The sequence below is a fragment of the Bacillus cereus G9842 genome (assembly GCF_000021305.1).
Classification (GTDB): domain Bacteria; phylum Bacillota; class Bacilli; order Bacillales; family Bacillaceae_G; genus Bacillus_A; species Bacillus_A thuringiensis_S.
This window is the reverse complement of record NC_011772.1, coordinates 1170081-1184900: the sequence shown is the minus strand read 5'-3', so window position 1 is coordinate 1184900 and position 14820 is coordinate 1170081. Positions and strand designations below refer to the sequence as shown.

Below are 14820 nucleotides of genomic sequence, written 5' to 3'. Positions count from 1 at the left end.
TGTCTTTTTTTATATCACATTATGTACATCCCTCCTATATAAATTCCTTGTTTTTATCGTGAGAATTAACGTAATATCAGCCATATCCCACTCATATTGTAATAGTGTATGTCAGAACTCACGATAAGGAGTGAACATAATGAGCTGCAATTGTAACGAAGACCATCATGAACATGATTGTGATTTCAACTGTGTATCGAATGTCGTTCGCTTTATACATGAACTGCAAGACTGTGCAACAACAACATGTGGATCTGGTTGCGAAGTTCCATTTTTAGGTGCACATAACACTGCATCAGTAGCTAATACACGTCCTTTTATTTTATACACAAAAGCCGGAGCACCTTTTGAAGCATTTGCACCATCAGCAAGTCTTACTAGCTGCCGATCTCCAATTTTCCGCGTAGAAAGTATAGATGATGATGATTGTGCTGTATTACGTGTATTAACTGTAGTATTAGGTGATAACTCCCCTGTACCACCTACTGACGATCCCATCTGTACGTTTTTAGCTGTACCAAATGCAAGATTAGTATCAACCTCTACTTGCATTACTGTTGATTTAAGTTGCTTCTGTGCGATTCAATGCTTACGCGATGTTACAATTTAAAACTAAATAATGCGTTAAGTATGGATTGGGTGGCAGATAATTCTGCCACCCAATCCATGCTTAACGAGTATTATTATGTAAATTTCTTAAAATTGGGAACTTGTCTAGAACATAGAACCTGTCCTTTTCATTAACTGAAAGTAGAAACAGATAAAGGAGTGAAAAACATGTTCTCTTCTGATTGCGAATTTACTAAAATTGATTGCGAGGCAAAACCAGCTAGTACACTACCTGCCTTCGGTTTTGCTTTCAACGCGTCTGCACCTCAGTTCGCTTCACTATTTACACCACTACTATTACCTAGTGTAAGTCCAAACCCAAATATTACTGTTCCTGTAATAAATGATACAGTAAGTGTTGGAGATGGTATTCGAATTCTACGAGCTGGTATTTATCAAATCAGTTATACATTAACAATTAGTCTTGATAATGCACCTGTTGCACCAGAAGCTGGTCGTTTCTTCTTATCATTAGGTACGCCAGCTAACATTATTCCTGGATCAGGTACAGCGGTTCGTTCTAACGTTATTGGTACTGGTGAAGTAGACGTATCCAGCGGTGTTATTCTTATTAACTTAAATCCTGGTGACTTAATTCAAATTGTACCAGTTGAGTTAATTGGAACTGTAGACATCCGTGCAGCAGCATTAACAGTTGCACAAATTAGCTAGTAAAAAGCGGTATTTCTAATACAGAAATACCGCTTTTTATATGTATAATAAAAAACACTCACAGTAACATGAGTGTTTCATTCTTCATAGTGTTTTATTGTGTTCTTCTTTTTCCCACAATTGCATCCCTTTTTCTTCACAAATCCTTGTTGTTGTAATTGTTCTTGATATGCCTGTTGTTGTGCATGGTGCTGTTGCTGTATTTGATACCACTGCTGCAGGTCATATGAATTTTGCCTAGGATTATTGCTCACAGCAAACATCTCCTCTACTGTCAATTCTGTCTATTTACTATATGAACAACTCTTTATTTCCGTTCCCTCATTCTTTTAAACTCCGCTTTTTCTCTTATTATGAAAATATATTATTCTCCCATAAAATATCCTGTAATCGTTTCAATGATTGCTGCTGCTCCTGCAATAGCTAATAATGCAAGTAACGGCTCCGCAACGATAGGAATCCAATTATATAAAACTAATAAAAAAGCACTAACCCATACACCTGTACACCAATAACAGCTTAATAATTCGCCAATCCACTTTCTTAATCCTTTACCTTTCACTTTTGTAAACGTTGATACACTTCCATCTGGCTCCGTAATCTCTAATTCATCAATAAATGGTCTTCGCAAAAAGGCTGTAATTTTATCATAAACAATTAAACGAGTGAGCCTAAAGGCTGCTAACGCGAAAATAAAAAATAAAAGCCAGCTTGTAAATAGCATAATTCCACCTTCCCTTATCTTCTTTCGCCTATTTAAAAAAAAAGGTCTTGAGATTGTGACCAAATCTCCTCGACTCCAATATCTTATTAATGTAAATACAAACAAGAAGATAAGGAGTGACATTAATGAGTTGTAACGAAAATAAACACCATGGCTCTTCTCATTGTGTAGTTGACGTTGTAAAATTCATCAATGAATTACAAGATTGTTCTACAACAACGTGTGGATCTGGTTGTGAAATCCCATTTTTAGGTGCACATAACACTGCATCAGTAGCAAATACACGCCCTTTTATTTTATACACAAAAACTGGAGAACCTTTTGAAGCATTTGCACCATCATCAAGCCTTACTAGCTGCCGATCTCCAATTTTCCGTGTGGAAAGCGTAGATGATGATAGCTGTGCTGTGCTACGTGTATTAACTGTAGTATTAGGTGACGGTACTCCGGTACCACCTGGTGACGATCCAATTTGTACGTTTTTAGCTGTACCAAATGCAAGATTAATATCTACAACTACTTGCATTACTGTTGATTTAAGCTGTTTCTGTGCGATTCAATGCTTACGCGACGTTTCTATCGTAAAGTAAACTAAAAAACTATTGGGGTGGTAGAAGCTTTCTACCACCTTTACATATTTAAAAACCGGCCATACTAATCGATTGGATATCATCTATAGACAACCTAATATCTCTCATGCTATTTTGCGGCATAATAGATACAATACCATTACGATACGATATGATCGATCCAACATAAGAAACTGTAGCTGTTTTTATTCTGCACCTTACTTTCGGAATGTAATGAGGGCGGTTTAATAAAAAATGAATTTTTTCATCATTATTCATATCCTTAAATGATTTATTATACGGAACAGTTCTTACTTGTTCTTGTTGTTCTTGTTGTTCTTGTTGTTCTTGTTCTGCGTGTGCTTCTTTTTCCTCTTCTTCTATTTTTTCTTCCACTTGCTGCTCTTCTTGTTGTTCTTGTTCTGTTACCTCTTCCACAGCACTACTTACAATATTTTCATTTCTATTACTTTGCTCTTTTTGATCTTCATTTTCAAAGTTTGTCAGGATAATCCTTTTTATTTTCGGTGCAGTAAGTTCTAAACTTACTTGCGCAATATATAACAACGGTTTTCCAACTGTTGAACTTTTATTTTTATTCTTCACACTCGTCCCTCCCACTTCCATACGTAGCTGAATAAATTGTGTACTATTATAGTTATATTCATCACGTGGTAAGAACTTTCGTTAAAAATCGTTCTTTCTCAGAACAAATAAAAAGGACAATCTCAGCATTTAGAGATTGTCCTTTAAAAATTAATATTATATTTATCCTAGGATATGATACCCTGAATCAACATGAATGTTTTCTCCTGTTACACCGCGAGCTAAATCACTGAATAGGAATACTGCTGTATCGCCAACTTCTTCTGGAGTTGTTGTACGACGAAGTGGTGCGCGCTCCTCAATTTCTCTTAAGATTGAGTTGAAATCGCCTACACCTTTTGCAGATAACGTACGAATTGGTCCTGCAGAAATAGCGTTGACACGAATACCATGTTGACCTAAATCGTTTGCTAAATATTTCACGCTCGCTTCTAATGAAGCTTTCGCAACACCCATAACGTTATAATTTTTCACAACACGCTCGCCGCCAAGGTATGTTAACGTTAAAATATTTCCGCCTTCTGTCATAACTTTCTTCGCTTCTCTTGCTACAGCTGTTAAAGAGAATGCACTAATATTTTGTGCAAGTAAAAATCCATCGCGAGAAGTATCTACAAATTCGCCTTTTAAGTCATCGCGATTCGCAAAAGCAATACAATGTGCTACACCGTGAATAGTACCTACTTCTTGTTTAATTGTTTCAAAGCAAGCTGTAAGTTCCTCATCATTTGTTACATCACAAGGTAATACAAGTGATTCTTGTCCTTCTAATGTATCCGCTAATTCACGAACATTTCTTTCTAAACGTTCTCCTGCATATGTGAAGATTAATTTTGCACCTGCATTATGCAAAGAGCGAGCAATTCCCCACGCAATACTTCTTTGGTTCGCAACGCCCATAACAACAAATGTTTTCCCTTGTAATAGTTCCATGATATATCCTCCCAGAAATACTTATACTTGTTATTAGTACCTGATACTATAATTATAGTACCATAAAACCGCTTAAAGGCAAACAAAAAAGTCATTAACAGAAATTTGTTAATGACTTTTGGTTTCTATAAAAAAGCGCTCTAATCCTTCTTCCCAAGACGGCATTTGTAAAAAACCATTTAATCGTAGCATGTTATGTTGAAAGATAGAATATTTGGGCCTCGCAGCCGCAGCCCCGAATTCTTCCGTTGAAACAGGTAACACATTCACTTTCATATTTGTATACGAAAATATCTTTTGTGCAAATTCAAACCAAGAGCATGAGCCTCTGTTTGATACGTGGTATGTACCGTATAAAGAAGTATGAATGAGCTTATTAATAACTATATTTAAATCCGCCACATACGTAGGAGAGCCAACTTGATCCGCTACAACAGATATTTCATCTCTTTCTTTTCCTAATCGCATCATCGTTTTCACAAAATTATTTCCATATTTACCATATAGCCACGATGTGCGAACGATAAAATATTTATTATGTAACTCTTTGACGAACTGCTCCCCCGCATACTTAGAGGCTCCATATATATTTATCGGCGCTGGACTATGAAATTCATCGTATCCCTCTGGTCTGGCGCCTTGAAATACATAATCAGTACTAATATAAACTAGTTTCGCTCCTACTAATTGTGAAGCGACCGCTACATTTCGAGCTCCGATTGCATTTATTCTATATGCAAGATCCTGTTCTTTCTCAGCATGATCTACTTTCGTATAGGCAGCACAATGAATAATTATATGTGGTTTTATTTCTTGTACCACTTGTTGAATTCGGGATATATTTGTCACATCTAATAACTTTTTATCAAATGGATATATATCATATTCTTCAGAGTTTAACTCTTCAAATAGTTGCTTTCCTAATTGGCCGTTTGCTCCTGTTATGATAACCCTCTCTTTCATTTAACATGCCCCTTACTGGTCTTTTAGTAGTTTCCACCATTCCTTATTCTTTTCATACCATTTCACCGTCTCTTGTAATCCTTGTTCAAACGTATATTTCGGTTCCCAATCAAATTCATTCTTCATTTTCTCTGCATCAATCGCATAACGACGATCGTGCCCTAAACGATCTGTAACATATTCGATATCTTTTTTTGTTTTTCCTAAAAGAGTAATAATTTGTTCCACAACTTCTACATTTGTTTTTTCATTATTTCCACCTATATTATATACTTCTCCTACACGTCCCTTATGCAGAACAACGTCAATCGCACTACAATGATCCGTTACATGTAACCAATCTCTTACATTTAAACCATCACCATATAACGGTAGTTTTTTTCCTTCCAGTGCATTCGTAACCATTAACGGAATTAATTTCTCGGGATACTGGTACGGCCCATAATTGTTAGAACAACGCGTTACTATAACCGGTAAGTGATATGTTTTATAGTAAGATAGAGCTATCAGGTCCGCGCTCGCCTTACTTGAAGAATATGGACTATTTGGAGCTAACGGCGTTTTCTCTGTGAATTTCCCTATTTTCCCTAAAGAGCCATACACTTCATCCGTTGATACTTGCACAAGTTTTATATGCGAATATTTTTTAACTAGTTCTAATAAAGTGACCGTCCCAATTACATTTGTATCATAAAAAGGAATCGGATTTTCAATACTACGGTCCACATGTGATTCAGCTGCAAAATTTACAATCACTTGTACGTCTCGCTCTTTTATAATATGTTCTAATAGCTCTCCATTTTGAATTTCTCCTTTTACAAAAGAGTAATTCGGGTGATTCTGAAGAGATTTTACGTTATTTAAATTCCCGCTATATGTTAATGCATCGTAATTAATAATTTTATATGTTTCATAACTTTGTAGCATATAATGAACGAAATTACTTCCAATAAATCCAGCCCCACCTGTTACTAATATATTCATAAACAACGCTCCTACTTAAAAACTATCTTCATATTCCTCTAGTAATGGTAATATCTGATCCTTATCGGACAATATAGGATCGGTTACTGGCCAAGGAATTGCTAAATCTTTATCTTCCCAAAGTAATCCTGAGTCATGCTCTGCGCTATAATATTCATCTACTTTATACATAACGATAGTATGCGGAACAAGGGTGCAAAATCCATGCGCAAACCCTTTTGGCACTAGTAATTGTCGATGGTTATCTGCACTTAAAATATACCCTTTCCATTGTTTAAATGTTGGTGATTTTTTTCGTAAATCAACGATAACATCATAAATTGCCCCTTGCATAACTTGAATGAGTTTCGTTTGTGCTTTCGGTTTTTTTTGAAAGTGTAGTCCCCGAATCGTTCCTGCCTTAGCCGAATAAGATACGTTATCCTGTACAAATGAATACGTAATCCCTAATGTTTCTAGCACCTGCTTATTATAGCTTTCTGAAAAAAAGCCACGCTCGTCTCCAAACAACCTCGGTTCTAACAATTTTGCATCGATAAAATTTGTTTCTACGACTTTCATATTCTCACCTATTCTCCGTTAAACTGTTTCCCAAAATCAATATCCCGTGCTAACGTATTCGCCTTTTGAAGAGAAGCATGAGTTCCCGCATCAGTCCACCAGCCGCTCATTTCATTATAAGTAAGTACCCCTCGTTTTAAATACCAATTATTTATATCTGTAATTTCAAGTTCTCCCCGTGCAGAAGGTTTTAATTCTTTAATATAAGAAAAAACTTTCGAATCATACAAATAAATTCCCGTAACAGCATAAGAACTTTTCGGCTCTTTCGGCTTTTCTTCAATTTCAACTATTTTTCGGTTTTGAATATGTGCTACGCCAAATCTTTCGGGATCTTCTACAGATTGCAAGAGCACTTTCGCACCTTCTTTTTGATTTGCAAACTCTTCAACATACGGAAGAATATCATCTGAAAAAATATTATCCCCCAATATAACTACCATACGATCATTCCCGACGAAATCTTCACAAAGCCCTAACGCCTGTGCGATACCGCCCGCTTTATCTTGCACACGATACGTAAAGGACACGCCAAATTCATGACCACTCCCTAAGAAGCTAACAACATCCCCCATATGCTCTTTACCTGTAATAATCATAATGTCTGTAATATCGCATTGTTTTAGCTTATATACCGCATGATAAATCATCGGATACCGACCAACAGGAAGTAAATGTTTATTCGTTACTTTCGTTATTGGATATAATCTCGATCCAGTACCACCTGCTAAAATAATTCCTTTCACTCTGCATCTCTCCTTTATGATGGAGATAATATATCTTTGTAATGTTCTATAAACACTTGCCGGTACTTCTCATATGTATCCGCATCAAACTCATCCCCGTTGTAATGAATACACCATAAATTTGCTTGATTTGGGATACCGATTAAATAACCAGCCCTTTGAAACTCTAAAGACTGTGACACATCATAAAAGTGAAACCCTTGAAACAAATCTTCTCGCCACGGAATATCATACTGCGTTGCCATGAATAAACCATCAATTGCCTGAACTGACAAAAATGGTTGATTACCATAAAAAACCTGATCTAAATTTAATAATTGATAATTCTGTCTTCTGTATTCAATCACTTTCCCTACTAAATTTTTTCCTTCCCACCATATCCCGTTATTCGGTAAAAACTGAGCCCCAGCGACTCCTATTAAACCAAGCTTTTCATTTTCTTTAAAAAGAGATATAAGTGTAGAAAACATGTCTCGATTAATAAGATATGTATCTTGATGTATATACACTTTGTATTTCGCTGGATATGAAAGGGCTCGGTTGTATGCACTTGCCATACTTTGTGCATCTCGTATCGGAAAAATTTGTACGACATAGCCAGGGGGAACAAAAATGTTTCTGATTTGGCTCTCACATTGTTTGAAAAGCTCTTCATTATTTACACAAACAACAACTAATATTGTATGATCTTTCATTTTTGTCCCCCCTTTTATTCTTCCTTATTTACCTCTGACATATAGTGTTCCACAAATATTTCCCGATACTTCTCATAGTTCGTCATATTCACATCAAAATGATAATGGATACACCAAGCATCGCGCTGTACAGGTACACCGACTGTATATCCTGCTTTTTTAAATTCAAATGATTGAGATACATCATAAAAGTCAAATCCGTCAAATAAGTCTTCTCGCCACGGAACATCATATTGTGTCGCCATTAATAAACCGTCAATACATTCTACAGGAATAAATGTTTTTGATTCGTGATACGGTTGTTCTAAACTTGCCATATAAAACAAATCATTCATATAACCAATGACCTTTCCTACAATTCCACGCCCTTCGTTCCATACACCAGTTGGAGGAACATATTGCGCTCCAACCATCCCAATCATACCAAGGTGTTCATGTTCCTCAAATAATTGAAGTAATCCGTATAAAAAAGCTCTATTTATAATAAAAACATCTTGATGTAAATACACTTTATACTTCGCTGGATGCGAAATGGCTTGATTGTATCCACTCGTCATACTTTTCGCATTTCGAATCGGCATAAATTGGACAATATACCCTGGTGGTACTAACAATTGCAATATATGTCGCACGCAGTTTGCATACAATTTCCGATCATTTATACATGTAACAAATAATATTGTTTTGTCTGCAGCACTCATAATTGTGATTTTTCAGCTTCAATAATATACTGAAATACAACTGTCTCAGCCATGAAGCCACTTCCAAGACGATATTTTTTACAAATTCCATATAACTCCTCAATAAGTGGCTCATACATTTTATGATCAACATATACACGATCTACTTTACTAATAACATATCCTGCTTTTAAAAACATTCTTAGCATTTCATTAAATGTAAAGAAACGAATATGTGTTTTATCTAATAAACCATATTCTGTATACGTCCAATTTCCGGCAAGTAAGGGAGCTAATACTGAAATATGAGCAACGTTTGGTATACTTGCTAAAATCACACCATTTTGCTTTATATATGGCTTAACCTTTTCAATCACAGCCCATGGATCAAATAAATGCTCTAATACATCTCCAAATAGGATGCAATCAAATTGCCCCTCCTCATAAGGAAGATCTATTTTTTCTATATCCCCTAAAATAACATGATCTAGTCTTTCTTTCGCTTTTTCTGCAGCCTCTGGAAATGCCTCGATTCCTGATACACGTGTACCATTTTCTTTAATAGCTGCTCCCAATGTACCGCTCGAGCAACCAATATCAAGAACTTCTTTCCATTCCTTTTTTATATGCTTTAATAAATTCGGATTCGCTGCATTATAATAATGCTCGGATTTTTCTTCATATAAAGAACTTTTTTCGCGATTCATTTCACACACTCCTTATGCAAATTGAATTAGAAATATAAATCTCATATGAATTCTATAAAGTGCAGATTTTGTTCATCCCCCACTGATTATTAGCCCGCAAATAGCTTTATAAAATTTTTTATCTATATTGGTTTCGTTACTGATACTCTAATATATAACCAATCTATTAGAGTTAGAATAACGATAAATCATTTCTAAAAAACGAAACCTATTACGCTTTATATGGTTTATCAAAAACTCCCCGAAAATATTTACGGTTATATTCAATTGCAGCATTATTCGGAACATAAGAAGCTGCTAATTCATTGTAATAATACGCTTTATCCTGCTCCCCTAACCTGCTATAACAAATACACATTTGTAAATAGGGTAGCCATGTGTAGCTAGCTGGACTATGAAAAGGACTTTCCGTTGCCATTGGTACTTCCGTTGCAAGTTTAAACCAAAATATCGCTTCATTATATTTTTCTTGTTCCATATATATATATCCTATTCTTGTACAATTCTCTCCTCTAGGGACGTCATACCGAAACGACTTCACACAAGATTCGATTGCCTTCTCCCACATTCCGAGCTTCGCATAGCAATCTCCTAACTTACCACATGCATAAATTTTCTCTTCATACCATCCTTCGTCTTGATTAAGAAATGTTTCATAAAGAAGAACTGCATCATCATATTTTTGGTTATCCATAGATTCATTTGCGTAATAAAATAAATCCCTCGAACTCAATTCTTCCCCTGCAGCTACAGTATTTTGAAAAATTTTCAAATTACGATTTGTTACTTTTTTTTCTTTTTTATGTGTAATAGCAACTTTACTACTAAAAGTCTCACCAGCAATAGCTAAATACTCATGAACCTTTCCAAACCATTGAAATTGTTTTTCACGCTTTACAAGTCGATTTCTTTTTGTACAATATAAAGGTTTCCCGTTAGAATCCATCGCAAGATGATAAGGCATCGAAACAGCATCAAATTTAGGATCTAATTCTATTTTTAAGAGTTTCAATGCTTCTTGAGCATCTTCTAATAATACGTCATCTGCATCTAGCCACAATATATACTCTTGCGTCGCTTTTGAAAAAGAAAAATTTCTTGCTGCCGCAAAATCATCAATCCACTGGAAATCATATATGTTAGAAGTGTATTTCTCTACGATTTCTTTCGTTCGATCGACGGAACCTGTATCCACTACTATAATTTCATCCACAATTTTCTCAACTGTCTCTAAACAACGGGCTATTGTCTCCTCCTCATCTCGAACAATCATACATAAACTAATTGTAATTCCTTGCTTGTTCAACATAATCACCCTCTTCCAAATCAATCATATGTTATACATATACTAAACTTTCCATTTTTTTAAATTGTTCAAGTAGTTTAAGATTTCTTTTCAATAATTCAAATGTCCGTGTCATTTTCTTTCGGTTTTGCATCTACTATATAATGAACGCTTTATGGAGGTGAATTTATGTCAAATAATAATTATTCAAATGGATTAAATCCCGATGAATCTTTATCAGCTAGTGCATTTGACCCTAATCTTGTAGGACCAACATTACCACCGATACCACCGTTTACCCTTCCAACTGGGCCTACCGGGCCTACTGGACCTACCGGACCTACCGGGCCTACTGTACCTACGGGGCCTACCGGACCTACTGGACCGACCGGGCCTACTGGACCTACTGGCGGAGGAACTGGAATAACTGGACCTACCGGGCCTACTGGTGACACTGGGGCTACTGGACTTACGGGGCCTACTGGTGACACTGGGGCTACTGGACCTACCGGGCCTACTGGTGACACTGGAGCTACTGGACCTACCGGGCCTACTGGTGACACTGGGGCTACTGGACTTACGGGGCCTACTGGTGACACTGGGGCTACTGGACCTACCGGGCCTACTGGTGACACTGGGGCTACTGGGGCTACTGGGGCTACTGGGGCTACCGGACCTACGGGAGCTACTGGACCTACGGGGGCTACTGGACCGACTGGACCATCCGGATTAGGACTTCCAGCAGGATTATATGCATTTAACTCCGGTGGGATTTCTTTAGATCTAGGAATTAATGATCCAGTACCATTTAATACTGTTGGATCTCAGTTTGGTACAGCAATTTCTCAATTAGATGCTGACACTTTCGTAATTAGTGAAACTGGATTCTATAAAATTACTGTTATCGCTAATACTGCAACAGTAAGCTTATTAGGAGGTCTTACAATCCAAGTGAATGGAGTACCTGTACCAGGTACTGGATCAAGTTTAATCTCACTTGGAGCACCTATCGTTATTCAAGCAATTACGCAAATTACGACAACTCCATCATTGGTTGAAGTAATTGTTACAGGACTTGGGCTATCATTAGCTCTTGGTACGAGTGCATCCATTATTATTGAAAAAGTTGCTTAATTTTTTACTTAGCAGTAAAACTGATATCAGTTTTACTGCTTTTTCAATTTCAAATTCAATCATGAAACATTCGTTAGCTACATAATCATATTGTTGTATGACATTTTGCAGGAGGCACAAATATGGAAAGTAAATCTGCTGTTCAGCTTTATCTCGAATTGCTAAAGAAAACAATTTTATTTGAAATATGGTTGGAATATGAGGCATACTTACCCGCATCTCTACATATTTCGAAAGAACTAGAATTCGAACCCGTTACAGTCCCCCTCCCTTTATTCATTAAGCAATATGCCGAAAACCATAACTTAAAAATTGTAAAACCAAATGTTTCAAAAAGTGAACGTCATGATGGAATGGATTGGCCAAGAGCAGCACATAGCATGATTGGTCGAGAACGTATGAACCAATTACAAGAGGCAATGGAAACCGTTGTTCGTGAAAATATAGAGGGAGATTTTATTGAAACAGGTGTATGGCGCGGAGGATCATGCATTTTTATGAATGGTTTTTTACAAGCAAACAACATTACGAATCGTACTGTGTGGGTCGCAGATTCATTTGAAGGTTTGCCAGCACCGAATCTAGAACAATATCCAAAAGATTACGGTGATTATTTACACACATTCGATTACTTACGCGTCTCTTTAGAACAAGTACAAGAGAATTTTAAAAAATATGATTTACTAAATGATCAAGTGAAATTTTTAAAAGGTTGGTTTAAAGATACTTTACCAACAGCACCAATTGAAAAAATAGCAATTGCACGGCTTGATGGTGATATGTACGAATCCACCATGGATGGTCTCATGAACTTATATGATAAAGTTTCTAAAGGTGGCTATATAATTATCGATGACTACGGGCTACCGCCATGCGCTGAGGCTGTGACAGACTTTAGAAAGCAACGAAATTTAAAAGCCCCTATTACTAAAATTGATGTATTTGGCGTTTATTGGAGAAAAGAATAAACAAGATTTAATCTATAGGAGATTCCATTTTCACTCATTCTTCTCTTACTTCTAATCCAATTAAGTATTTCTTTTGTGGAATCTCCTTACATATAACAATTGTTTTCCTTTGTTCTCTCACTACAAATTGAAAATTTTATTAATAGAGTGAATGCATATTCTCACACAAGAAAGGGGTATACTCATGAGCGAACTTAACAAAGAAATGACTTTACTCCCCCCTCCTGAACTGGTCCAATATGTAGGTGGCGACTTCAAAAAGGTGGGAAAAGAGTTCCTAAAGCATTTTATTCAAATTGGCGCTTTAAAATCAAATGAAAAAGTATTAGATGTAGGCTGCGGCGTCGGCCGAATGGCTGTACCATTAATGAATTACTTAAATGATGATGGAGCATATTATGGATTTGATTTGTTTAAAGATGGAATTACTTGGTGTCAAAATAACATTTCAACTATGCGTAATAATTTTCACTTTGAACATGTTGACATATACAATCAATTCTATAATCCAGAAGGAAAAGAAGATGCCTCTCAATATCGTTTTCCCTATGAAGACGGAACATTCGATTTTATCTTTTTAACTTCTGTATTTACACATCTTCTTCCAAAAGAATTAGAACATTACGTATCTGAAATTGTACGTGTATTAAAAAAAGACGGGAGATGTTTCATTACATTCTTTCTAATAAATCCTGAATCGTCCTATTATTTAAATGCAGGACAAAGTACATTAGGTTTTTATCATCGAATTGAAAATTGCTACGTTGTAAATAAAGATATTCCCAATTTTGCAGTTGCTTATCCTGAGACAGATATTTGCAATCTATTGAATAAGTATGGTCTAGAAATAATCAATAAGCCACATTATGGTTTATGGTGCGGCAGACCAGAATATACAAGTTACCAAGATATTGTTCTTACAAAAAAAAGCTTCTGAAAGGAAGTTATGTATGGCGAGTGAAAAAAATCTACCCCTCGTTTCTATCCTTATTCCCACTTATAATCGACCCCATTATTTCAAAATCGCTCTAGAAAGTGCATTGGCACAAACTTATTCAAATATTGAAATCATCATCGGAGATGATAGTACAAATGATGAAACAGCAACTCTAATCCATGAACAATACTTACCAAATTATAAAAATATAACATACATTCGAAATATCTCTACTCTAGGACAATTTCACAATGACCTTATGCTCATAGAAAAATCAAATGGTGAGTATATAAATTTTTTAATGGACGATGACGTGTTTTATAAGCATAAAATACAAAAAATGATGGCCTATTTTGAGCAAGATTCCAATAAAGATCTTGCTCTTGTTACTTCTTATCGAGTACGTATTGATGATCATGGAAATCTAATCGGCGATGCCCATCCAACACAAAAGTTATATAGCGAAGATACACCATTAAACGGAATATTTTTAGGCGACTGGATGCTAAAGGCCGGCCACAACATTATCGGCGAACCTACAACTACTTTGTTTCGAAAGAACTTGCTCACTGAACCTTTTGGCACCCTTAAAGAGCGACAATATTCTTGTAGTGTTGATATGGCCTCATGGATTTCTTTACTTTCTAAAGGAAATGCAATATACATTTCTGAGCCTTTAAGTCAATTTCGCTACCATGCTGGACAACAAATACACAATAAACTACTTCAAGGTTGCGAAGATTTCACACACCTCGTTATAACAGCAAAAGAATATGGATTTTTACAAAATACTATAGACTATAGAACAGCTCTACTTAGTGCTTACAAATGGTGTAAAAGTTCCTTAAAATACTACCTTCATCAACTAGATATTTTTCCTGACGCACATGTACGTCTTGCCCATTGTTTGGATATAATTATTAAAGAGTTAAACAATTAAACTACTCTGCAAAATCAAAAGTGTATGGACTATATGTGAATCATTCGTATAGTTCATACATTCTTTCTCATACTATAAAATCCATTACTATAAAGAGCAGTAGAAAG

The 14820-nt window shown here is 36.0% G+C and carries 19 protein-coding genes; 7 read left to right on the top strand and 12 right to left on the bottom strand.

Annotated elements, in window-relative coordinates:
* Positions 1-139: 139 nt before the first annotated feature.
* Together cotY and exsF are read left to right on the top strand one after the other, a co-directional pair.
* A complete protein-coding gene (gene cotY / locus BCG9842_RS05910) occupies positions 140-610 on the top strand; it encodes a spore coat protein CotY (RefSeq protein ID WP_001277697.1) in 471 nt (156 codons plus the stop codon).
* A gap of 167 nt (positions 611-777) precedes the next feature.
* Entirely contained in the window at positions 778-1281 is a 504-nt protein-coding gene (gene exsF / locus BCG9842_RS05905) for an exosporium protein ExsF (RefSeq protein WP_000492933.1), read from the top strand.
* 77 nt (positions 1282-1358) lie between these two features.
* Here the strand turns inward: exsF and BCG9842_RS05900 are convergent, their stop codons facing one another.
* Together BCG9842_RS05900 and BCG9842_RS05895 are read right to left on the bottom strand one after the other, a co-directional pair.
* Positions 1359-1544 carry a hypothetical protein gene (locus tag BCG9842_RS05900; RefSeq protein ID WP_014894818.1) on the bottom strand — a complete coding sequence of 62 codons (186 nt, stop codon included), beginning with the start codon at positions 1542-1544 and terminating at the stop codon, positions 1359-1361.
* A 101-nt stretch (positions 1545-1645) separates the two neighbouring features.
* Positions 1646-2005, bottom strand: coding sequence for a DUF1360 domain-containing protein (locus BCG9842_RS05895; RefSeq protein ID WP_000899662.1), 360 nt, complete (start codon positions 2003-2005; stop codon positions 1646-1648).
* Positions 2006-2130: 125 nt separating this feature from the next.
* On the opposite strand from BCG9842_RS05895, the gene exsY reads away from it, so the two are divergent.
* Entirely contained in the window at positions 2131-2595 is a 465-nt protein-coding gene (gene exsY, locus BCG9842_RS05890) for an exosporium assembly protein ExsY (RefSeq protein ID WP_001277743.1), read from the top strand.
* Positions 2596-2643: 48 nt separating this feature from the next.
* Here exsY and BCG9842_RS05885 read toward each other — a convergent pair whose 3' ends face one another.
* From BCG9842_RS05885 to BCG9842_RS05840, 10 genes are all read right to left on the bottom strand, one after another.
* Complete coding sequence (locus BCG9842_RS05885) at positions 2644-3201, bottom strand: spore coat CotO family protein (RefSeq protein WP_079997094.1); 558 nt, start codon at positions 3199-3201, stop codon at positions 2644-2646.
* A gap of 141 nt (positions 3202-3342) precedes the next feature.
* Positions 3343-4113 (bottom strand): enoyl-ACP reductase FabI, encoded by a 771-nt coding sequence (gene fabI / locus BCG9842_RS05880; protein WP_000421885.1) that lies wholly within the window; start codon positions 4111-4113, stop codon positions 3343-3345.
* Between the two features lie 108 nt (positions 4114-4221).
* The gene (gene rfbD / locus BCG9842_RS05875) at positions 4222-5076 is read right to left on the bottom strand and encodes a dTDP-4-dehydrorhamnose reductase (RefSeq protein ID WP_000664662.1); all 855 of its coding nucleotides are present in this window, start codon (positions 5074-5076) and stop codon (positions 4222-4224) included.
* A 12-nt stretch (positions 5077-5088) separates the two neighbouring features.
* Complete coding sequence (rfbB, locus tag BCG9842_RS05870; RefSeq protein ID WP_001024179.1) at positions 5089-6060, bottom strand: dTDP-glucose 4,6-dehydratase; 972 nt, start codon at positions 6058-6060, stop codon at positions 5089-5091.
* A 15-nt stretch (positions 6061-6075) separates the two neighbouring features.
* Positions 6076-6621, bottom strand: a complete 546-nt coding sequence (rfbC, locus tag BCG9842_RS05865) for a dTDP-4-dehydrorhamnose 3,5-epimerase (protein WP_000869412.1) — start codon at positions 6619-6621, stop codon at positions 6076-6078.
* An 8-nt stretch (positions 6622-6629) separates the two neighbouring features.
* Entirely contained in the window at positions 6630-7367 is a 738-nt protein-coding gene (locus BCG9842_RS05860) for a sugar phosphate nucleotidyltransferase (RefSeq protein ID WP_000676159.1), read from the bottom strand.
* A 14-nt stretch (positions 7368-7381) separates the two neighbouring features.
* On the bottom strand, positions 7382-8062 hold the full coding sequence (locus BCG9842_RS05855) for a glycosyltransferase family protein (RefSeq protein ID WP_000651525.1): 681 nt from the start codon (positions 8060-8062) through the stop codon (positions 7382-7384).
* Between the two features lie 14 nt (positions 8063-8076).
* Entirely contained in the window at positions 8077-8763 is a 687-nt protein-coding gene (locus BCG9842_RS05850) for a glycosyltransferase family protein (RefSeq protein ID WP_001271181.1), read from the bottom strand.
* Positions 8760-9449, bottom strand: coding sequence for a class I SAM-dependent methyltransferase (locus BCG9842_RS05845; protein ID WP_001078436.1), 690 nt, complete (start codon positions 9447-9449; stop codon positions 8760-8762). The genes BCG9842_RS05850 and BCG9842_RS05845 overlap by 4 nt, the downstream gene beginning before the upstream one ends.
* Before the next feature lie 211 nt (positions 9450-9660).
* Positions 9661-10758 (bottom strand): glycosyltransferase, encoded by a 1098-nt coding sequence (locus BCG9842_RS05840; RefSeq protein WP_000932911.1) that lies wholly within the window; start codon positions 10756-10758, stop codon positions 9661-9663.
* 165 nt (positions 10759-10923) lie between these two features.
* On the opposite strand from BCG9842_RS05840, the gene BCG9842_RS05835 reads away from it, so the two are divergent.
* The 4 genes from BCG9842_RS05835 to BCG9842_RS05820 all read left to right on the top strand — a co-directional run bounded on the left by BCG9842_RS05835 (position 10924) and on the right by BCG9842_RS05820 (position 14713).
* Positions 10924-11868 carry a BclA C-terminal domain-containing protein gene (locus tag BCG9842_RS05835; RefSeq protein WP_000069718.1) on the top strand — a complete coding sequence of 315 codons (945 nt, stop codon included), beginning with the start codon at positions 10924-10926 and terminating at the stop codon, positions 11866-11868.
* Positions 11869-11990: 122 nt separating this feature from the next.
* Positions 11991-12836: a TylF/MycF family methyltransferase gene (locus BCG9842_RS05830; protein ID WP_000444387.1), complete on the top strand. Its 846-nt coding sequence runs from the start codon at positions 11991-11993 to the stop codon at positions 12834-12836.
* Positions 12837-13020: 184 nt separating this feature from the next.
* Entirely contained in the window at positions 13021-13773 is a 753-nt protein-coding gene (locus BCG9842_RS05825) for a class I SAM-dependent methyltransferase (RefSeq protein ID WP_001292844.1), read from the top strand.
* Positions 13774-13786: 13 nt separating this feature from the next.
* Positions 13787-14713 (top strand): glycosyltransferase family 2 protein, encoded by a 927-nt coding sequence (locus BCG9842_RS05820; protein ID WP_000135606.1) that lies wholly within the window; start codon positions 13787-13789, stop codon positions 14711-14713.
* The last annotated feature ends 107 nt before the right edge of the window (positions 14714-14820 follow it).